20 protein-coding genes and 1 tRNA gene are annotated in these 21,399 nt (G+C 37.6%); 9 read left to right on the top strand and 12 right to left on the bottom strand.

Going from position 1 to position 21,399, the window contains the following annotated elements; all coding sequences use genetic code 11:
• Positions 1-122: 122 nt before the first annotated feature.
• Both AACQ49_RS07190 and ghrA read right to left on the bottom strand, forming a co-directional pair.
• Complete coding sequence (locus AACQ49_RS07190; protein ID WP_161778959.1) at positions 123-2,984, bottom strand: hypothetical protein; 2,862 nt, start codon at positions 2,982-2,984, stop codon at positions 123-125.
• Positions 2,985-3,174: 190 nt separating this feature from the next.
• On the bottom strand, positions 3,175-4,116 hold the full coding sequence (gene ghrA / locus AACQ49_RS07185; RefSeq protein WP_004242695.1) for a glyoxylate/hydroxypyruvate reductase GhrA: 942 nt from the start codon (positions 4,114-4,116) through the stop codon (positions 3,175-3,177).
• A 303-nt stretch (positions 4,117-4,419) separates the two neighbouring features.
• On the opposite strand from ghrA, the gene AACQ49_RS07180 reads away from it, so the two are divergent.
• Both AACQ49_RS07180 and dauA read left to right on the top strand, forming a co-directional pair.
• A tRNA-Ser gene (locus AACQ49_RS07180) sits at positions 4,420-4,507 on the top strand.
• Between the two features lie 574 nt (positions 4,508-5,081).
• Positions 5,082-6,782 carry a C4-dicarboxylic acid transporter DauA gene (dauA, locus tag AACQ49_RS07175; RefSeq protein WP_004242694.1) on the top strand — a complete coding sequence of 567 codons (1,701 nt, stop codon included), beginning with the start codon at positions 5,082-5,084 and terminating at the stop codon, positions 6,780-6,782.
• A gap of 80 nt (positions 6,783-6,862) precedes the next feature.
• Here dauA and AACQ49_RS07170 read toward each other — a convergent pair whose 3' ends face one another.
• From AACQ49_RS07170 to hemA, 8 genes are all read right to left on the bottom strand, one after another.
• Positions 6,863-7,387, bottom strand: a complete 525-nt coding sequence (locus AACQ49_RS07170) for a hypothetical protein (RefSeq protein WP_004247966.1) — start codon at positions 7,385-7,387, stop codon at positions 6,863-6,865.
• Positions 7,384-7,662, bottom strand: coding sequence for a type II toxin-antitoxin system TacA family antitoxin (locus AACQ49_RS07165; protein ID WP_004247964.1), 279 nt, complete (start codon positions 7,660-7,662; stop codon positions 7,384-7,386). The genes AACQ49_RS07170 and AACQ49_RS07165 overlap by 4 nt, the downstream gene beginning before the upstream one ends.
• Positions 7,663-7,739: 77 nt before the next feature.
• Positions 7,740-8,669 (bottom strand): TIGR01212 family radical SAM protein, encoded by a 930-nt coding sequence (locus AACQ49_RS07160; protein WP_004242691.1) that lies wholly within the window; start codon positions 8,667-8,669, stop codon positions 7,740-7,742.
• A 7-nt stretch (positions 8,670-8,676) separates the two neighbouring features.
• Complete coding sequence (kdsA, locus tag AACQ49_RS07155) at positions 8,677-9,531, bottom strand: 3-deoxy-8-phosphooctulonate synthase (RefSeq protein WP_004242689.1); 855 nt, start codon at positions 9,529-9,531, stop codon at positions 8,677-8,679.
• 57 nt (positions 9,532-9,588) lie between these two features.
• Positions 9,589-10,404 (bottom strand): invasion regulator SirB1, encoded by an 816-nt coding sequence (gene sirB1, locus AACQ49_RS07150; RefSeq protein ID WP_004242688.1) that lies wholly within the window; start codon positions 10,402-10,404, stop codon positions 9,589-9,591.
• A complete protein-coding gene (prmC, locus tag AACQ49_RS07145) occupies positions 10,382-11,230 on the bottom strand; it encodes a peptide chain release factor N(5)-glutamine methyltransferase (protein ID WP_004242684.1) in 849 nt (282 codons plus the stop codon). The genes sirB1 and prmC overlap by 23 nt, the downstream gene beginning before the upstream one ends.
• Positions 11,230-12,312, bottom strand: coding sequence for a peptide chain release factor 1 (prfA, locus tag AACQ49_RS07140; protein ID WP_004242680.1), 1,083 nt, complete (start codon positions 12,310-12,312; stop codon positions 11,230-11,232). The genes prmC and prfA overlap by 1 nt, the downstream gene beginning before the upstream one ends.
• 28 nt (positions 12,313-12,340) lie before the next feature.
• Positions 12,341-13,603, bottom strand: coding sequence for a glutamyl-tRNA reductase (gene hemA / locus AACQ49_RS07135; protein WP_004242677.1), 1,263 nt, complete (start codon positions 13,601-13,603; stop codon positions 12,341-12,343).
• A 239-nt stretch (positions 13,604-13,842) separates the two neighbouring features.
• On the opposite strand from hemA, the gene lolB reads away from it, so the two are divergent.
• The 3 genes from lolB (at position 13,843) to prs (ending at position 16,389) form a co-directional block, all read left to right on the top strand.
• Positions 13,843-14,481: a lipoprotein insertase outer membrane protein LolB gene (lolB, locus tag AACQ49_RS07130; protein ID WP_004242669.1), complete on the top strand. Its 639-nt coding sequence runs from the start codon at positions 13,843-13,845 to the stop codon at positions 14,479-14,481.
• Positions 14,478-15,353 carry a 4-(cytidine 5'-diphospho)-2-C-methyl-D-erythritol kinase gene (ispE, locus tag AACQ49_RS07125; RefSeq protein ID WP_004251402.1) on the top strand — a complete coding sequence of 292 codons (876 nt, stop codon included), beginning with the start codon at positions 14,478-14,480 and terminating at the stop codon, positions 15,351-15,353. The genes lolB and ispE overlap by 4 nt, the downstream gene beginning before the upstream one ends.
• 88 nt (positions 15,354-15,441) lie before the next feature.
• A complete protein-coding gene (gene prs / locus AACQ49_RS07120) occupies positions 15,442-16,389 on the top strand; it encodes a ribose-phosphate diphosphokinase (protein WP_004242665.1) in 948 nt (315 codons plus the stop codon).
• Between the two features lie 237 nt (positions 16,390-16,626).
• Here the strand turns inward: prs and ychH are convergent, their stop codons facing one another.
• Positions 16,627-16,905, bottom strand: coding sequence for a stress-induced protein YchH (ychH, locus tag AACQ49_RS07115; RefSeq protein ID WP_004242663.1), 279 nt, complete (start codon positions 16,903-16,905; stop codon positions 16,627-16,629).
• Between the two features lie 344 nt (positions 16,906-17,249).
• Here ychH and pth point away from each other — a divergent pair, with 344 nt between their 5' ends.
• The 4 genes from pth to AACQ49_RS07095 all read left to right on the top strand — a co-directional run bounded on the left by pth (position 17,250) and on the right by AACQ49_RS07095 (position 20,768).
• Entirely contained in the window at positions 17,250-17,834 is a 585-nt protein-coding gene (pth, locus tag AACQ49_RS07110; protein WP_004242660.1) for an aminoacyl-tRNA hydrolase, read from the top strand.
• A gap of 191 nt (positions 17,835-18,025) precedes the next feature.
• Positions 18,026-19,117, top strand: a complete 1,092-nt coding sequence (gene ychF, locus AACQ49_RS07105; RefSeq protein ID WP_004242658.1) for a redox-regulated ATPase YchF — start codon at positions 18,026-18,028, stop codon at positions 19,115-19,117.
• A gap of 396 nt (positions 19,118-19,513) precedes the next feature.
• Positions 19,514-20,098 (top strand): RHS repeat domain-containing protein, encoded by a 585-nt coding sequence (locus tag AACQ49_RS07100; protein WP_237612805.1) that lies wholly within the window; start codon positions 19,514-19,516, stop codon positions 20,096-20,098.
• A gap of 46 nt (positions 20,099-20,144) precedes the next feature.
• Positions 20,145-20,768 (top strand): RHS repeat domain-containing protein, encoded by a 624-nt coding sequence (locus AACQ49_RS07095; protein ID WP_337247156.1) that lies wholly within the window; start codon positions 20,145-20,147, stop codon positions 20,766-20,768.
• Between the two features lie 94 nt (positions 20,769-20,862).
• Here the strand turns inward: AACQ49_RS07095 and AACQ49_RS07090 are convergent, their stop codons facing one another.
• Entirely contained in the window at positions 20,863-21,399 is a 537-nt protein-coding gene (locus AACQ49_RS07090) for a fimbrial protein (protein WP_004242654.1), read from the bottom strand.

Here is a 21,399-nt window from a genome sequence, read left to right as displayed (position 1 = left end):
AAAAACACATTGAAATATAAAAATATTATCCCATAGATAACTATTATAAAAACCCAGAAAACATTGAATAATAATATATTTCGATACACATCACTCAAAAAATGATAAGAAAAACAAATGGTTTAATGAAAATAATAATTAGTGGTTATTTTCTCCAATTGCTTTTCATATTTATCATATAAAAAATTAATTTCACCTTTAACTTGATGATGCATAATAGACTTTTTGCTTTCTAATCGTAAAAAAACAAAAGGAAATGATTTTGCTTTATCGGCGAGTTCACTTATAGACATCACATCTATTGAATTAAGCTGATACACAAGACTATTTAACTCTTGTTTCGCGCTATTATAGAAATTATCTAATTTATCTTTTATATCGTTAACTGTTAGATTTTCATCTGTTTTCACCTCATTGATAAGCTCTTCCAGTTGAGTTTCAAGCACCGTATAACGCACTTTTCCCTCACTGTTTAGCTGATATTTAGAAATAAAATATGGCGTAAATTTTTCATTCATATTATTTTTTTTCTGTGAAGAAAGTATTTTTTTCTTTTCTGTTAAATCAGCTAAGAATTGTTGTACTCTGTTATTATTGTGTACTAGATCTATTGAGTTATCTATTACATCACTCTTGAGAGCAAGATCATTCTCCATCAATTGTGGATTTAGTTTGTTTTTTAATTTCTTATTTGCATCCAACTGTAAATAAACATGATCAAGTTTATTTATACTTCTTTTAACATCGTATTGAACAGGGTATTTATCAAATAGGTTATTTATTTTAAGCACTCTTTTATAAAGTCCTTTTAAGTTATTTTTATGTGCTTCAAATTCTTTTTTATCTTGTTTTATTTTGTCATCATAAATTCTATGTTTAAATAGTGAATTAACTTTTTTTTCTAACATGACTTCAAAACTTTTCAATGATGTCAATGAATACCAGTGAATATTACGTGATGCTTTTGTCACTGAAGGTGTAAACTTTAAATCCCGATATAACTCAAAACTTCCACTAAAATACTCAACATCAACATTTTTTTCCAACTGTTTTGCTTTGGTCTCTCCATGGCCAATAAATTTATTTATATTGTGAATGACATTTATTATTTTTAAAGAGAGATTAGCACCAACCGCATTTCTCGGTAAATTAAATTCTATATTTTCATTAGCAGAAACTCCCACATTAAAACTAGCTTCACTTCTAAGTTCAACACCTAATGACGCGTTTTTTTTCCTATTAAATTCCAGTGTTGTATTATCCTTAAGTTCACTCTCTGTAAGGGATACTCCTTGATTAATAAATTCAACCAAATCTTTTGGTTGAATTTTAAATGAAAAATTAGATTTTTTTTCATAATGAAAATCAAGTATCATACTTGCCGCTAACGGTGTTACAAAACCATAATCAAACGCCCCTTTTCTCCATTTTTGATCATTGTTCATAATCCCAGCAGATAAGCCCGTAGCAATCCCCGCATCCATTTTATTTACAAATGAGAATACAACTTCATCTTGCTTATTTTTTGAAATTTTTAGGACATGTGTTTTTGCATAATTAGCTAAAAGGAATGCACTCACGCCAATATTTTGAGATAACTTAAATGCACTAATACCAAAGAATACACAAATATCATTATATTGGCTAATTGTAATACTCTCTTTATCATTTAATTGCTCTACTAAAGAATAAACAACCTCACCTTGAGATTTACCATTGTTAATTCCGGTAATATATTTATTAAGCAGATTATAATCATGTTTAATCACCTTTTTTACACCATTTAAAGCATCTGTTTTAATTGTTTTTGGTAATGTAGCAGAATTAACTATAGCTTTTATAGTAGAAAACATTCCTCTAAAGCCAGGATCAAAACTTTTCGCGATATCTTTTACCATTGCACCATATTTTTTTAATGCATATTGTTGTTTTGCTCTATCAAAGTGAACCCTTGCATTATCAATAGCCGACGAAAAAAAGGGAATATTTTTAGCACTAAAATTACCTATTTTTTGAGTAGAAAATGGCTGTCCTGAGTGATAGTTTTTATAATTATTTTCTCCAACCATTGAATAAAAAGATAACGGTGGCTCTTGAGTTAAACGAGTGATTTCATAATGATAATCTTTTAATGCAAAAATATGCAGAGGATCAAAGTAATATATTTTTATTTTATTACCTTTATCAACCACAAGTTGGATTTTATTTAACACCGGTTTTATCGCTAATATTTTATCTTTTGATTTTAATGGCAATTTTATTTCATTTTTTTTACTCTTACCATCTACGTCATCCCCTTTAGACGTTAGCGTTGGTGGTAAGCCATATGTAAAAAGTTTATTATCTTGTAAAGTTATAGTAATAGGCATCCCTTCTCTATTTATTTTTAATACATTTCCTTCTTCTTTTTCTATAATATTATTAATATTAGATAAATCATGTTTTAAACTATCTTCTATTTCATATTTTTCATATTCAATAATAAAATTAATATTAGTATTATCGGTGGCGTCATCGCTTAAATTATATTCACCTTCAACCTTTTTAAATTTTATTTTATAAAGTTCATTATTATTTCCTGAAGTATCTCTCTTACTCCCAATTAAAAACCCATTATAATCGACATATAGTTCTTTAAATTTTATATCATCACCATGTTGAGAGTTGATATGAAATACATTATATTTAAAACCTCCATTAAAGTACTTTTGAATTAATCCGGTAAATAAATCATATGTTTTCCCTTTTATTAACATTAAGGTTCCATCATCATCAAGGGTAATTCCCATATTATTAAGTAGTGGACTATTTGTTGATCCAAGATAAACATAATTATTTACATTATTTAAGCTAAACTGTTTAATATTTGTATTATATACAGCAGGGGTATTAGACACATCGGAAATATAATTTGTTGATTTATAATTATTAAAAACACCAACCTCTGTTAATTTATTAACATATGTCATTATTTTATCAATCATAAACACCTCAACATTTCAAGCAGATGAGGTATCATCGATAAGACATATTATAAGAGATATCTTTTATAGCCTATTTTTTATTATATTATCTAAAATTTAGAAAAAGTTCTTTTTTTGAAAGTTTAGGAAAAAAAATAGACAATAAAATAAAATTTATTGTCTATTTATATATATATTATATCTATATTATTTAATAGCCACTTTTCATATCCACAACACCAAAAGGTGTTTCGCCCTTTTCAATACGTTGAATATTTTCAACAATTGTATCCATTGCAATATCTGGAATAGTAAAAGCAGCAATATGCGGTGTAATAGAGATACGAGGATGAGTCCAAAACGGATGCATACCCGGTAATGGCTCTTGGCTAAATACATCTAAAGAGGCATCAGCAATATAACCTTGATCGATAGCTTCTAGCAGATCTTGATCAACAAGATGTGCTCCCCTTGCCAAATTAATTAAATAAGAAGAAGGTTTAAGCTGTTCAAAAAGCGAGAAATTTAAAATACCATGAGTTTGTGGTGTATAAGGTAATAGATTGATTAACAACTGACACTCTTTAACAAAATCGCTCAGTTGATCGTTACCATAAAAACTCTCTACCTGATTAATTTGCTTTTTACTACGACTCCAGCAACGCACGTTAAAACCAAGTTCAGCAAGCTTAGTCGCTACACTTGCGCCTAATGCACCTGCACCCAAAACACCAATAACAAAATTATCATAAGTATGTGCGGGGAGTTGTTTCCATAAGCGTTGTGATTGTTGACGTTTATAATCATCCATACGGCGAAAATAATACATCACTTTAGCAATGGCATACTCTTGCATTTGCAAACCCATACCCGTGTCTTCTAAGCGCATTACCGGAACCCCAGCGGGTAATGTGCCTGGTTTTTGTTGCTCTTGCTTTAAAATGGCATCAACACCCGCACCAAGTGCAAAAATACCTTTTAATTGGTTACGGCTTGCTAACATTTCATAGGGAGGAAGCCAGACCATTGCATAATCAGCAGGCTTATCATCACCATGCTCCCAAACACGAATATGCGCGTCAGGAAGTCGTGCTTTCATTCCACTTATCCATGTATTTGCATCAAAAAAAGGATGATAAAAAATAATATTCATTTTTGCCTTCCTCCAGCATTTTTACCATAGGGTGCGAGGGTTATGCTTTTATTTCAAGTCTGTTTGAAAAAGTTGTTAAGAAAAATGTTGATAATGTTAACCAGCTAACGAAATTTAGCTAAAAAATGGATGTTACATCTCAAAAGAGATCACATTATTTGCTTAAGCCTTGTTCATATTGTTTTTTATTTGACTGGTTGGCACAAAAGTTAAGGAAAAAACGCATTTAGCTGTTGACGCTTATCACTCTTTTCCCTATAGTAGCGCCCCGTTGAGCATGAATGCCATGTTTAACCACAATACGGTGAGATGTCCGAGAGGCTGAAGGAGCACGCCTGGAAAGTGTGTATACGGCAACGTATCGAGGGTTCGAATCCCTCTCTCACCGCCATCTTCTAAGAAAGCGCCTAGTTAAAAAAACTAGGCGTTTTTTTTTGTCTTGCTGTCCTTAATCTATACAGCATCTATACAGCGACAACGTTCTGCTTGCTACCAGTACTAAAATTGTAATAATAAATTTATTGTGATTGTTTTTATATACGTTGCTATTAACCTATTCTAGATACTTAATTATTCTATTTAATAAAAATGCTCTTTTTCATATACACTAATTAGCTTTATTTATAGAATTGTTTTTTCCTTTATTTTATAAAATACTTTTTAGCTATTTTTATGCATTACTATTTTTAATGACAATTATTCTAAAATAAAACGCTTTATATAATTTATAGAATAACGTCAAACTTCTTTTTCATGAAAGTAACAGAATAAATACAATACGTTACATAACGTTATCTCTTTTGCTTAAGTTTTTCAATTAATTGCTTTAATTTTCGCTAAGTATTAAGATAGTGTTTAATAATTTGATATATCACATTATTATTAGCAAATAAAAGCGATATCCTTTCTGCTCTTTTTTATCGCCTTTATTCGGCATTTGACTTCTTATTTTGGTTTAAGCCTAAATGAAAACGCATAAAGTTAACCGGGTTCGCCCCTTTAGTGCATTTATTGATGCATGTGTAAAAGAGCCTTACTCTTTTGCCCGTTTATTAAAAGATATTATTGCAGGGATCACCGTCGGCATTATCGCAATACCACTGGCAATGGCATTGGCTATTGGTAGCGGTGTTCCCCCGCAATACGGTCTTTATACCGCAGCTATTGCCGGTATTATTATCGCTGTAACAGGTGGCTCTCGCTACAGTGTTTCAGGGCCTACTGCCGCCTTTGTGGTGATACTTTATCCTGTTTCACAACAATTTGGTTTAAGTGGGCTATTAATTGCCACTTTGATGTCTGGGATTATTTTAGTGGTTATGGGGTTAGCTCGTTTTGGTAAGCTCATTGAATATATTCCCGTTTCTGTCACATTAGGATTTACTTCGGGGATTGCCATCACTATCGCCACCATGCAGATCAAAGATTTCTTTGGCTTAGAAATGTCGCATGTCCCAGAAACCTATATTGATAAAGTGATTGCTCTTGGTGCCGCTCTACCGACAATCCATCTTGGAGATACATTAATAGGTGCAACCACTCTCTTAGTATTAATTTATTGGCCTAAATTGAATTTACGTCTTCCCGGCCATTTACCAGCATTAATTGCCGGTACTGCTGTTATGGGGATAGTTAATTTATTTGGCCATGATGTTGCCACCATTGGTTCACAATTTAGCTATCTATTGCCTGATGGTTCAACAGGACAAGGTATTCCGCCGATCCTGCCACAATTTGTGCTACCGTGGAATTTACCCAGTAGTGGTGAGTCTATTGCATTAAATTGGAGCACGGTCAGTGCGTTATTACCCGCCGCTTTTTCAATGGCAATGTTAGGTGCGATTGAATCACTCCTCTGTGCTGTAGTGCTTGATGGTATGACGGGGAAAAAACATCACTCTAATGGTGAGTTAGTCGGTCAAGGTATTGGTAATATTGTAGCGCCTTTCTTTGGTGGGATCACCGCAACTGCGGCTATTGCCCGCTCAGCGGCAAACGTACGTGCCGGTGCAACGTCCCCCGTATCTGCGATTGTGCACTCTTTATTAGTTTTAGTAACTTTACTGGTCTTAGCGCCTTTTCTCTCTTATTTACCATTAGCAGCAATGTCTGCATTGTTATTAATTGTTGCATGGAATATGAGTGAAGCTCGTAAAGTTATCGATCTTATTCGTCATGCACCAAAAGACGATATTATCGTTTTAGTATTATGTTTATCGCTTACCGTGCTGTTTGATATGGTTATTGCGATCACTATCGGCATTGTATTAGCCTCTTTATTATTTATGCGTCGTATTGCTAATATGACGAAAATAACAGAATCAACTTATACTGATGATGATAAACAATTATTAGTTGTGCGTGTTAATGGTCCGCTATTCTTTGCTGCCGCCGAGCGTATTTTTAATGAATTACGTGAACGTAGTAAAGGATATAAAACTCTTATTATGCAGTGGGATGCAGTACCTGTATTAGATGCTGGGGGATTACATGCTTTTCAACACTTTGTGGCGGATGTGCAACATGATACTCATATTATTGTTTGTGATATTCCCTTCCAGCCATTAAAGACATTAGCAAGAGCACGAGTAACGCCAATTGATGGCACACTTAATTTTTATCCTTCGCTACAAAAAGCGCTGGATGATATGGAATTAATTCAGTAGTTTTTTAATTATTAATTATAAAAATCTTTAAGCCCTTAATTTACACTATTTAATTAAGGGCTTAATTATTAAGTTATTATTTATATTTTATTTGCCATTGAAAGTGCAGTATAAATGGTTTTAAAGGAAATTAATAAAGAAAGAGGGGTATCTAATAATGGTATTGCCCCGTAGCTAATATACCAATTAGCGACTCGTTCATTTTTAGCATCTATAAGTAAAGCAACGCCTCCCAATTCACTAGCAACGGAAAGACAACGCCTTCCTGCTGCAAGCAATAATTGCCCACCCAAACCTTTTCCTTGAACGGATAGATCCGTAGCTAGTCGTGCAAGTTTAAAAACAGGGATATCATGACGCGCTAAGCCATGTTTGATCAATTCGGGCGTTCTTTCGAACTCAATAGAAGCAGGACATAAGCTGTAATAACCTAATATAATATTATTACTATTATTGATAGCTAAATATGTTTTCGCACTACCATTCTCATGATTTTGTCTTGCATGGCGATACAGAAATTGGTTTAGTACTGCATCGCCACAATTAAATCCATTTCTATTATGTTTTTTACTGATCGCTTCTTCGTGCCAATTTGGTATTGTCATGCATTGTCCGGTAGAGCAAAAGCCGCTGCAAGTAGTTTAGCATTAGGCTTTGGTGGATTATCTAAAAGTTCCATAACACGTAATGTGTCTTTTTCTGATAATTTTAAACGCTCATTATTTTCAATAACTTGCCGAGCTACAGGTACAATATTACGAAGTACAAACTCTGTTAAGTTTGTATTTTCCAAACTAGCAGCACGAACCAGCAGTGATTTATCTTCTGTAGTGATACGAATTGACACTCGTTCACTGTTTTCTACTAGTGCTTGAGCCATAGCAACCTCCTTTGTACAGCTTCAAAGCGTACAGTATGATTAAAAAAGTTACAAGTGATTTTATGTTGAGTGGATAATTATTTACAATTAGCCACAAAAGGCTTATTTATCCCACTACCTTGTACGCCTTTCTCTAATAAGTATTGATAGAGTGCATTCATACCCAACCAGTGATTTTCACACCATTCAGGGGCTAATAAAGTAGGTTTTCTGGCACTGGCACAAACACGATGATAAATAACTTCTGCAGGAGTATGACGGATTATTTCACCAGCAGTATAAACATATTGTTGTTGTGTTAATGCACTAATACGCCCTGCTTTCCATGCTTTGGCTATCGTACTCCCCTCAACTATGTGTAAAGGGTGTAATTTTAGTCCATCAACACCGGTTTCTACTACCTGCTCTAAGGTTTGCATATTTAACTGATGATCTTCACGAGGTAAACCGATAATAAGATGCGTACACACCTTTAAACCTCGGCGACGCGCTTCTTTTGTGGTTGCTTGATAACATTGAAAATCATGACCACGATTAATATGCTTTAATGTCTTATTATGTGCAGTTTGTAATCCTAACTCTAACCATACTTCATAACCTTGTTCGCAATAGCCTTGCAGTAGATCTAACACACTGACGGGCACACAATCAGGGCGTGTTCCCACACATAATCCAACCATATTGGCTTGTAATAATGCACTTTCATACATTTTTCGTAGATGTTCTACTTCTGCATAGGTACTAGTATAGGCTTGAAAATAAGCTAAATAACGGCGAGCACGGGTAATATGCTTAGCTTGGTAGGCGATTTGCTCTTCAATAGAGTGATATTGCGTTTGCTCATCAGCAAAAGAAGAGACATTGCAAAATGTACACCCTCCTCGTCCTAATGTGCCATCTCGATTAGGACAACTAAAACCACCATGAAGGGTTATTTTGTGGATTTTTTCATGATAACGGCGCTGGAGATCAGCGCCGAACATATTCACTACAGTGTGTAGTTGCATAACAATGTTATTTACTGGTATCTAACTCAGGGAAGCTTTTTACCAGAGAGTCAATCGCTTTAATTTGAGCTAAGAAAGGTTCTAATTTAGCTAATGGTAAAGCTGATGGGCCATCACAGCGGGCATGATCAGGATCGGGATGAGCTTCAAGAAATAACCCTGCCAGACCCACTGCCATACCTGCACGAGCTAACTCAGCGACTTGTCCACGACGACCACCAGAAGCCGCACCGAATGGATCACGGCATTGTAGTGAGTGGGTAACATCAAAAATCACTGGAGCCCCTTCTGAGGCTTGCATCATGACATGAAAACCTAGCATATCGACCACTAAATTATCGTAACCAAAATTACTACCACGGTCACATAAAATCACTTGGTCGTTACCACCTTCTTTAAATTTCTCGACGATATTTCCCATTTGACCAGGGCTAACAAACTGTGGCTTTTTCACGTTAATTACAGCACCCGTTTTAGCCATTGCCTCAACCAAATCGGTTTGACGCGCTAAGAATGCCGGTAGCTGAATAACATCAACGACTTCAGATACAGGCTGAGCTTGTGAAGGTTCATGAACATCAGTGATAATTTTTACCCCAAAAGTCTCTTTTAGCTCTTGGAAAATTTTCATTCCTTCATCAAGACCCGGTCCACGATAAGAGTGGATAGATGAGCGGTTTGCTTTATCAAAAGAGGCCTTAAATACATAAGGAATATCTAATTTTTGAGTAACCGTGACGTAATGCTCACAAATACGCATGGCTAAATCGCGCGATTCCAATACATTCATGCCACCAAAGAGCACAAAGGGTAAATTATTTGCTACCTTGATATCACCAATACTCACCACTTTATGTTGCATATCTATTCCTATCTTATTTTGCCATGTACCGTTATATACCCAGTACGGGATTAAATTTTAATGTAAAACAACAGGATGCTGTTCTATTGAATGAATTTGAATTTTAATCATCTCTGAAATGGGATCTTCCGGACACTGTTCAACAAAGTAGTTAAGGTCAGACAATGCCACATGATTACACTCTAATTGAGCATAAATCAGCCCACGATCACGTATTTCATAGGGATCTTCTGGATCAAACAATAACACCGTTTCACTGGTCTTAAGTGCCTGCTCCATCTTCTTTTCTTCCATTAAAGAGACTTTGAGTGTATCTAATAACTTGCGAATAATAGAACTGTGTTCTGACTCTTCTAGATCGGATGCTGATAGCTCAGATGTACTGCCTACATTACCTTTTAGCCAAACGTCTAAAGTATGACGAGAAAGATATTCACCATTAATGGGATTTAAGAAAAGTGGTTTTTCATCCGGAATATCTATTCTGATAATTAACTGTGTAGGAAAAATAACTGGCGCTAACGGTAAATTTATTGCCTGTGCGATATAAATTAAAATGGAACCTAATGACACAGGTGAACCAATATGAGTGGCCAATACTTTATCTAACCATAACGTATCAGAAAGACAATATTTGCCACTTGCACCACTGAAATGCCATTGTTTATAAAATAGCTTCAGCAGTGCATCAATTCTCTCTTGTATACTGGCTTGGTGGGGAATTTCCGCTTCTGCTTGCTCCACCAGCTGTGCCAATTGATAGCCAACTGAAGTGACTGGAAAATCTGGGCGAATTGCCTGAGAGATAAGGATCATACCCTTAACCAAAGGGGCTTTGTTAAATTCGTAATCAGCTATGGTTTCTATCATCATTCCAACGACCTACTGTCACTCGCTCATTACCGCCGTAATCACGGAAAGTTTCCACGCAGCAGTAACCCTTATCAATAAAAATATTACGTACTCTTTCACCTTGCTGCCAACCATGTTCTATTAATACCCAACCGTTATTAGCTAAAAACTGACGGGCATTTGTAATAATAAGCTCAATATCAGCAAAACCATGATCTGCCGCGACCAATGCGGTTAATGGCTCAAAGCGAACGTCTCCTTGATAAAGATGCTCATCTTCTTCATCAATATAAGGAGGATTGCTGATTATCATATCAAATTGATAACCAGAGAGTGAACTAAACCAGCAACTTTCCGTAAATTCTACGTTGCTAAGTGCCAAATGTTGTGCATTTTCTATCGCTAATGCTACCGCTTCTGGTTGAAAATCAACACCAAGGACACGGCAGTCAGAACGTTCCGAAGCTATCGCTAAAGCAATAGCCCCTGTCCCCGTACCTAAATCTAAAATTCGGCTTGCTTGTGCAGAGAGTTTCTCTAATGCTTTTTCAACTAGACATTCGGTATCAGGCCGAGGGATAAGTGTTGCAGGAGAGACTTTTAAAGGTAGTGACCAAAATTCTCTCTCTCCTACTAAATAAGCGATAGGCTCGCCCTTTATACGTCGAGCAAGGAGGGATGACAATTGCACTAGTTCATCTTCTAAAAGTACAGTTTCACTAAAAGCAATCAAATAAGTACGAGCACGCTTTGTTACGTGCCCTAATAGAATTTCTGCGTCCCGCTTTGGGCTGTCACTATCAATTAATTGCAAGGCTGCTTGATGCAGCCATTGTTTATAATTCATTAATCTTGCTCAGATAAAGCGGATAGCTGATCGGCTTGATATTCAGTGACAATAGGTTGAATAAGTGCATCTAGTTTACCTTCCATCACCTCATCTAACCGGTAAAGAGTAAGGTTGATGCGATGATCCGTCACGCGACCTTGTGGGAAATTATAAGTTCTAATACGATCAGAACGATCACCTGAACCTAATAAGTTACGGCGTTCAGATGCTTCGGCTTCTTGACGTTTTTGTACTTCGGCAGCACGAATACGCGCACCTAATACTGACATCGCTTTCGCTTTGTTTTTATGTTGAGAACGCTCATCCTGACACTCTACCACAATGCCCGTCGGGATATGCGTAATACGGATGGCCGAATCCGTGGTATTTACGTGCTGACCACCCGCCCCTGATGAGCGAAAAGTATCAATACGTAAATCACTTGGGCTAATTTCAGGTAATTCAGCTTCTGGCACTTCAGGCAATACCGCAACTGTACAAGCAGAAGTATGAATGCGTCCTTGAGATTCTGTTTCCGGCACGCGTTGTACACGATGCCCGCCTGATTCAAATTTCAGTACCCCATAAGCACCATCACCAATGACTTTGGCAATGATCTCTTTATAACCGCCATGTTCGCCTTCGTTTGCATTCATCACTTCAATACGCCAACGACGTGCTTCGGCATAACGGCTATACATACGGAATAGGTCACCGGCGAAAAGTGCGGCTTCATCACCACCCGTTCCGGCACGAATTTCAAGGAAACAGTTGAACTCATCGTCAGGATCTTTAGGTAATAACAGCACTTGAAGTTGCTGTTCTAGCTCCTCATTGACGCTTTGTGCTTCTTTTAGCTCTTCTTGAGCCATCTCTTTCATTTCAGGATCATCAAGCATCATTTCTGCCGCTTCCATATCATCTTGCACTTTTCGCCATTGACGATAACAAGATGTGACATCCGTTAATTGAGCATACTCTTTTGAAAGCGCACGAAAACGCTCCTGAGAGGCAATAACATCAGCTTCTGCTAGAAGTGCTTGAATTTCTTCATAACGCTCTTGTAGAGCTTCCAACTTAGCGACAATAGAAGGCTTCATTCGTAGATTAAGATCCTGTTAGATAAAGTTAATTATGGGTAATACCCAAACTTTCACGTAAGAGATTCAGGCGTTCAATATCACCATCACTGGCAGCCTGTTGAAGAGATTTGGTTGGTGTATGAATAAGGCGATTCATCAACTGATGAGAAAGCTGTTGGATCACTTTTTCTGCATCAGCGCCATTTTGTATCAATGCAATCGCTTTTTCTGCCATTTCTGCACGTAACATTTCTGCACTATCGCGATATTCTCTAATCGCCCCGACAGCACCTTGAGCACGTAACCAATCCATAAATTGGCCACTCTCTTGTTGCACGATATGTTCAGCTTCAATGGCTGCGGCTTGGCGCTGTTCACGGTTATGCTGAATGATAGCTTCTAAATCATCAACACTATAAAGATAAACGTTACTCAGTTTTTCAATATCTTGTTCAATATCACGAGGCACAGCAATATCAACGAGTAGCATTGGTTGATTACGACGTTTCTTTAACGCCCTTTCTACCATGCCTTTGCCAATAATAGGCAACGGACTTGCTGTTGAACTGATCACAATATCCGCTTGAGAAAGTGACTCATCAATATCAGATAAAGTGATAACCTCAGCGTCAACTTCATTCGCTAAACGTTGCGCTCGCTCTTTGGTGCGATTAGCAATAATGATTTTTTTGACTTGATGTTCACGTAAATGACGCGCCACTAATTCAATCGTTTCACCCGCACCGACCAATAAGATAGTCAATGATGATAATGACTCAAAGATTTGGCGCGCTAAAGTACAGGCAGCAAAAGCGACAGAAACAGCATTAGCACCAATTTGGGTCTCTGTTCTCACTCTTTTCGCAACTGAAAAGGATTTCTGAAACAGACGTTCCAGCTCTGAAGAGAGCGAGTGATAATTTTGAGAATCGGCAAACGCTTTTTTGACTTGCCCTAAAATTTGCGGTTCACCTAATACCAAAGAATCTAAACCACTAGCAACGCGCATCAGGTGGCTCACTGCTTGATTATCTTGATGCCAATAAACACTATTTTTAAGCTCATGAGGCTCAATTTGGTGATACTGACATAACCAACTGATCAGTTGTTCATGGCTATTTTCTTTATCTTCTAGACTCAGATAAAGCTCAGTACGGTTACAAGTAGACAGCACTACACCACCTCTTACAGCAGGTTGCTGTAACAAGTTATTTAAGGCGTCACCCATGGTATCAGGAGAAAAAGAGACTTTCTCACGTAACGCTACGGGGGCTGTTTTGTGATTAATACCTAATGCTAATAACGTCATATCTTATAATTGAGTTATGAATAAATACCGACTCGCGACTTGACTTAGTATAAACCTAAAACAGCGCATTTAGTATGGACTCTTCATTGCCGCCATTCTACTTGATGAACTCTTTCAATAAAAGTGCTTACTTGTATGATAGGCAAATTCAATCGACTATTTAACGAAATATCGTTATATCTTCGCGTTTATGATACGCTTTTTTGCAACAAAGAACGAATGTAAGGAATATCTCAGCTATGCGCTCACGCATTTTTCCAACCAAATCACTTTTGCGTCTCCTTCCGCTAGCTGCGCTGCTACTAAGTGCATGTAATTTAAATAATATACAAACACAAGGTTCAGCGTCAGATAACGATGTTCAATGGCAATCGCGTCAACAAGCATTAAATAAGATTTCACAATATGAAACACGTGGCGCCTTCGCTTACATTGAAGGCACCTATAAAACTTACGCACGTTTCTATTGGCAAGATAAAGATACCGATCGCTATCGCTTACTTTTAACCAATCCATTGGGGACGACAGAGCTAGACTTAAATGTGATGCCTGGTGTGATTGAAGTGACTGATAATGGTGGTAAAAAGTATTATAGTGACAATCCAACTGAAATGATTTATCAGCTCACCGGCATGGTGATCCCTTTAAAAAATTTACGCGCTTGGTTAATTGGTTTACCGGGTGATGCCACGGATTTTGAACTCGATGCAAATCATCTTTTAAAATCGGTTACATGGCCAACCCCAGAAGGTGATTGGGTGGTAACCTACCAATCCTATGACACCGCAATAACACCGAACTTGCCACAGCGCCTTGAATTAAAACAAGGTGAACGCACGATAAAATTAAAAATGGATAACTGGGATATACAGCAATGACACTAAGTTGGCCCTCTCCTGCCAAATTAAATCTTTTTCTCTACATTACCGGGAAACGCCCCGATGGTTACCATAATCTACAAACCTTATTTCAATTTTTAGATTATGGCGATACGCTAACTTTTACGCCCCGTAATGATACGCAGTTAATCATCTTAACCCCCGTTGAAGGGGTTGCAGATGAAGATAATCTGATTATTAAAGCAGCCAAATTATTACGTCAATACTGCCATCAGCACCATATTCCCCTACGCTATCAAGGGGCAGATATTAGTATTGATAAAAAACTGCCTATGGGAGGAGGTTTAGGGGGAGGCTCTTCCAATGCTGCGACAACACTGATAGCCCTTAATTACCATTGGCAAGCAGGCCTAAGCGATGAAACATTAGCCACACTCGGCGTGACGTTAGGCGCAGATGTGCCGGTATTTGTTAAAGGGCATGCCGCTTTTGCTGAGGGTGTTGGTGAAATATTAACCCCAGCATCACCCAAAGAGTGTTGGTATTTAGTTGCTCACCCCGGAATTTCTATCCCAACCCCGACAATCTTCACAGATCCAGAATTAAAACGTAATTCGCCTATTCGCTCTCTGGGCGCATTATTACAGGCTCCGTTTGCAAATGACTGTGAAATGATCGCAAGAAAACGTTTTCGTGAGGTTGAATATCTGCTTTCGTGGCTGTTAGAATATGCACCGTCACGCTTAACTGGGACAGGTGCTTGTGTATTCGGTGAGTTTGAATCGCAAGAGGCCGCTAGTGAAGTGTTAATTAACGCCCCTGAGTGGGTGCACGGATTTGTAGCGCAAGGCGTTAACATTTCCCCTGTGCATTTATTCCGCTCAAGGATACCTGTGTTATTGCACCCGTAACTATGATGTTTACAAACCCTATGTTGATAAACACGTTCTTTACAGGTCAACAATATCTCTCTCTGGACGCAAGCCTGAGGTTTTTCTCGTGCCCGATATGAAGCTTTTTGCTGGTAACGCAACCCCGGAACTGGCTCAACGTGTTGCCAATCGACTCTATACTAGCTTAGGAGACGCTGCTGTAGGTCGTTTTAGCGACGGTGAAGTCAGTGTGCAAATCAACGAAAACGTACGTGGTGGTGATGTTTTTATCATTCAATCAACCTGCGCACCAACTAATGATAACTTAATGGAATTAGTGGTCATGGTTGATGCATTACGTCGAGCTTCCGCTGGTCGTATCACTGCTGTTATTCCTTACTTCGGCTATGCCCGTCAGGATCGCCGTGTTCGTTCAGCCCGTGTTCCTATCACGGCTAAAGTTGTTGCGGATTTCTTATCTAGTGTAGGCGTAGACCGTGTTTTAACCTGCGACTTACATGCAGAACAAATCCAAGGGTTCTTTGATGTACCGGTTGACAATGTCTTCGGCAGCCCGATCCTTTTAGAAGATATGCTTCAAAAAGAATTGGACAACCCTATTGTTGTTTCTCCAGATATTGGCGGTGTTGTTCGCGCTCGTGCTATCGCTAAACTTCTGAATGATACTGATATGGCAATTATTGATAAACGTCGCCCTCGTGCTAACGTTTCTCAAGTTATGCATATTATCGGTGACGTTGCTAATCGCGACTGTATCCTTGTTGACGATATGATCGATACAGGTGGTACATTATGTAAAGCAGCAGAAGCGCTGAAAGAACGTGGTGCTAAACGTGTATTTGCTTACGCGACTCACCCTATTTTCTCTGGTAATGCTGTTGAGAACATCAGAAGCTCTGTTATTGATGAAGTGGTTGTCTGCGATACAATTCCATTGTCAGCAGAAATCAAAGCATTAAATAAAGTCCGCTCATTGACCTTGTCTGGTATGTTGGCTGAAGCCATTCGTCGTATCAGTAATGAAGAGTCAATTTCTGCGATGTTCGAACATTAATTTGTCGATTTAATATCGTACTTTGAGATAATTAAACCCGCTATAGCCTATGTTATAGCGGGTTTTTTGTTATCTTTTTAAGATAAAATATTTAGACAATAAAAAACCCGCGATCACTTTATCAGCGGGTCTTTAGATATGTATTATCTGCATATTAACGACAATGAGTTACTTATTATCTATTCTTACTTTATTATGAATTATGATTTTATCTATATTTTATTGATGCTCACACAGTTATGGATAACGATGATTATCATGGCGACGATAACGTTCGTCATGATTACGCAACCACCAATATCTTTCTGCAACGGTTTCTCTACCACCAATACGAGCCCCTGCTAACCAAACAAGTGCACCAATAAAGATCCCCATTAGCGAAGCATCAGATAAAATATCAGGTAGCCCTAATGGAAAAATATGGCTAAGAAGATTATAACCAAGACTACCGAGCATAAGCACCATACCGATAGCCATCAATAAATTGCCAACGGCAAAAGCATGTTTATATTTCATGTTGCACCTCCAAGCGCGTCGTCAGACGATTCAACACCAAAATACATCGAATAACCTTTTATTCATTGTAGTTATTATAGCCATAAAGACTAAAAAGGTATTGTCGCAGTGATCACATGCTCTGAAAATTATTGACAATTCTTTGCAAAAAATGTGTTTTATTGCTTTTGTAAATCATTTATCGGTGCTAATACGCCTGTTTCGCTCTTTTTGCCCTATAAATAATAAGTATTCTCTCCTAGAAAGATTTCAACAAAATAATCATGACAATCTATTTTGTGCTTCTTGACAGAGAAAGGTAAACTAGATGCTTTCTTTTAAGACGATAACAGTGAAAGGCAATTGTGAGTAAAATTAAACTTATCGTCGGGTTAGCCAACCCCGGTGCTGATTATGCCCAGACTCGCCATAATGCGGGTGCTTGGTATGTTGATTTATTGGCTCAACGTCATCAACAATCTCTAAAAGAAGAGAGCAAATTCTTCGGCTATACCGCTCGTATTAATTTAAATGGTAATGATGTTCGTTTATTAGTCCCTACCACTTTTATGAATTTAAGTGGTAAAGCGGTATTAGCGATGGCAAATTTTTATCGTATTCAACCCGATGAAATATTGGTTGCACATGATGAACTGGATTTACCACCGGGTGTGGTAAAAATGAAATTGGGTGGCGGTAATGGTGGCCATAACGGACTAAAAGATATTCAGAGTAAATTTAGCAATAACCCCAATTTTTATCGATTACGTATTGGGATTGGTCATCCCGGTGATAAAAACAAAGTGGTCGGTTTTGTGTTAGGTAAACCACCAACAAGTGAGCAAAAACTTATTGATGATGCAATTGATGAAGCCCTTGCTTGTACAGATATTCTGATGCGTGATGGTTACGAAAAAGCTATTAATCGTTTACATAGCTTTAAAGCTTAACCCCTATCAATAAAGCTATTAGTGTATCAAATAAGTTAACTGGGCAATGCCATGCCCTTTTCTTTTGCGCAATTAATCCCTGATGATTTAATCAAACAGGGATTTGTTCTATAATAGCGCCAATTTTTTTAACAGCACACAACAGGAGCTCCCCCTTTCCTGTTGTTTTTTATGTGACAAGGTGAACGTTTATGGGATTTAAATGTGGTATCGTCGGTCTGCCTAACGTAGGGAAATCTACACTGTTTAATGCCTTAACTAAGGCAGGTATTGAGGCAGCCAACTTCCCATTCTGTACTATTGAGCCAAATACAGGTGTTGTACCCATGCCTGATCCTCGCTTAGATAAGTTAGCAGAAATTGTAAAACCACAACGAGTGTTACCTACAACAATGGAGTTTGTTGATATTGCAGGTTTGGTTAAAGGCGCATCTAAAGGTGAAGGCTTAGGTAACCAATTCCTTACCAATATCCGCGAAACTGAAGCTATCGGCCATGTCGTGCGTTGTTTTGAAAATGACAATATTGTGCATGTGGCGGGTAAAGTCGATCCTGCTGAAGATATTGAAACAATTAATACCGAATTAGCGCTTTCTGATTTAGATACCTGTGAACGAGCAATGCATCGTAATCAGAAAAAAGCCAAAGGTGGTGATAAAGTTGCTAAAGCAGAGATGGAAGTTTTAGAGAAATGTTTACCGCACTTAGAAAAAGCCGGTATGTTGCGTGCATTAGATTTAAGTGATGAAGAAAAAGCGATTATCCGTTATTTAAGCTTTTTAACCCTGAAACCAACCATGTATATTGCCAACGTCAATGAAGATGGTTTCGAAAATAATCCTTATCTTGATACGGTACGTAAAATCGCTGAAGCCGAAGGCTCTGTTGTTGTTCCTGTTTGTGCTGCTATCGAAGCAGATATTGCAGAGCTAGACGATGAAGAGCGCGAAGAGTTTATGCAAGATTTAGGCATCGAAGAGCCGGGCTTAAACCGTGTTATCCGTGCAGGTTATGCGTTACTCGATTTACAAACTTACTTTACTGCTGGTGTAAAAGAAGTCCGTGCTTGGACAATCCCTGTAGGTGCAACTGCCCCACAAGCTGCAGGTAAGATCCATACTGACTTTGAAAAAGGTTTTATCCGCGCCCAAACCATCTCATATAATGACTTTATCACTTATGGTGGTGAACAAGGTGCGAAAGAAGCAGGTAAAATGCGTGCGGAAGGTAAAGATTATATCGTGCAAGATGGCGATGTGATGAACTTCTTGTTTAATGTGTAATAAATAGCTTTATCATTATTTAGTATTATTCGGTTTTCTTCACGTTTAAATACTAACAAAAGCAGCATAAACTCTACGAGACTTATCGAAAGTTTATGCTGTTTTATTTTATAATAAATAACTTTAATATAATTTAATATCTAATTTATACATTAAATTTGCATTCCACTCATTTAATGTGTTTTTACTTAAAAATAAAATAGATTATATATTGATAATCAAAAAATAATAAAATGCGTATATTTCAATAAAAACAATTTATTACATTTTAATCCTTATAATTTCCCATTAAATAGTTTCATTGCAATTTTTTACAACGAAAGTGCCTAATTAATACGTGTTGAGCAACAGACAAATCACCCTTATCGCCAATTTGGGTGGACTGATGCCGGTGTTATGGCGTGGCATAGCGATAAATATGGCTTACGCAGTGAATACCGCTGGGCACTTTCAGAAGATAATCTTTGGCGAGTGATTGAAAACAAAACCAGCGAAGGCGAAAGCTATCGTCTTGAATATGATGATATCAACCTCACACGAATCGCTTATTGGCACGATGGTTCAACCTCATTTTGGCAACTTAATCATGATCACCAAATTATTCATTATACCGACCGTACAGGCATTAAAACGGCGCTAATTTGGGATGAGTTTGGATTACCTTGCGGTTGTCGCAATGCGTTGGGTCATACACATCTCAGTGAATGGGACGCATTGGGCCGACTACTCAGCATAACGGATGGTAATGGTAACCAAACGCACTGGCAATATCAGAATGAACGCGAGCGCCTTATCACTGTATTTTGGCCGGATAACACAGAGTCGCGTTTAGCGTATGACAGTTTGGGGCGACTGGTTGAAGAAGCTCACTTAGGCGACCGAGTCTTCACATCCGCACCACGCACAATATTACTCGACTATGATGCGGCGGGTAACCTTGTCAAACATGAGACCTTAACTGATCGCTACCAATATCAATGAGATAGTATGAACCGCCTATTGGTCGCCAGCAAACAGCCCAATCAACGTGGTCTTGAAATGGGTTTGCAAGCGAATCAAAGTCCATTTTACCTACGATGCACTTGGCCGCATTACTCGTGAACAAACGGGCGACGATATCGTCGAATTTAATTATGATGAACTCAATAACCTAAGCCGTCTGACGTTACCTCAAGGTGACAGCCTAAATTGGCTCTATTACGGCTCCGGACATGCCACTGCCATCAACCACCTTATTGACGGTCGCTCACAGTTAATTACTGAATTTGAACGTGACGACCTACATCGTGAAATCAGTCGAACTCAAGGAGCTCTCACCCAATATCGGCAATACGATAAACTGGGGCGAACCATTAGCACTTTCAGCTCTCGTGATAAACAGCACCCGTTAAATGGCATTACCTTATGGCGTAAGTGGTTTTATGATCCCCAAGATAATCTTGGTGCCATGGAAGACACCTATCGAGGTTGGGTAGAATACCTGTATGACTCAGAGCAACGTTTAAAAAAAGTCGCCAGTAGTGAAAACCTTGATACCATGCTGTTTTACGATCGCGCGGATAATCTACTTGAGCGTCCGCAATCAGAAATTGATGGTGAACACTCCCCTAGCACTAAAGACAGTTTTCTATTCATGGGGACAAAATTATAGATCTTAGCCCCAATGATAATATTACAGCAATTGCTCTGTAATATATAAAGGAAACATAATATGGCGTTCCCTTTTTGAATAAGATTAAAATAAATTACTTATATAATGCATTAATAATTATGCTACTTTTTAGTGAACCTTTTTCAACAATTTGAGATTGAGCATATGGTTTTGCAAAAAAACTAATATCAAATTGATTATTAAGATCTGCACTAAAACTTTTATTCACTCCAGATAGATTTATTGGGCTTGAGTCTGCCCATGATAAATAAATTCCTACACCAGATAAATTGGTTTTAAGTTCACCACCAATACCATTATTTAATGCACCTTGGCTACCAGGCTTAACTTTGATATCAATATGCTCAGGTTTAAAACCACTTTTTTGGCAATCAACAATAAACTGTGTTTTTACGGCTGGTTGATTACCAGCTAATAAATTACTTTCGTTGATAACATCAAAATCTACTATTTTATTAAATCCTTTTCCATTATTAATATCACAAGTGATTCTAACTACATCCAAAGAAATTGTTAATTGAGCATCAGGTAAGATTTCATCTGATAAACTTGGTTGAGGAAAATTACTTAAACAAGTAATAATAAAATACATATATATTTTTTTATTCAT

Source organism: Proteus sp. G2675 (genome assembly GCF_963886535.1).
GTDB lineage: Bacteria > Pseudomonadota > Gammaproteobacteria > Enterobacterales > Enterobacteriaceae > Proteus > Proteus mirabilis.
Note: the sequence above shows the minus strand (reverse complement) of the source record. Positions and strands in the feature narration are given on the sequence as shown.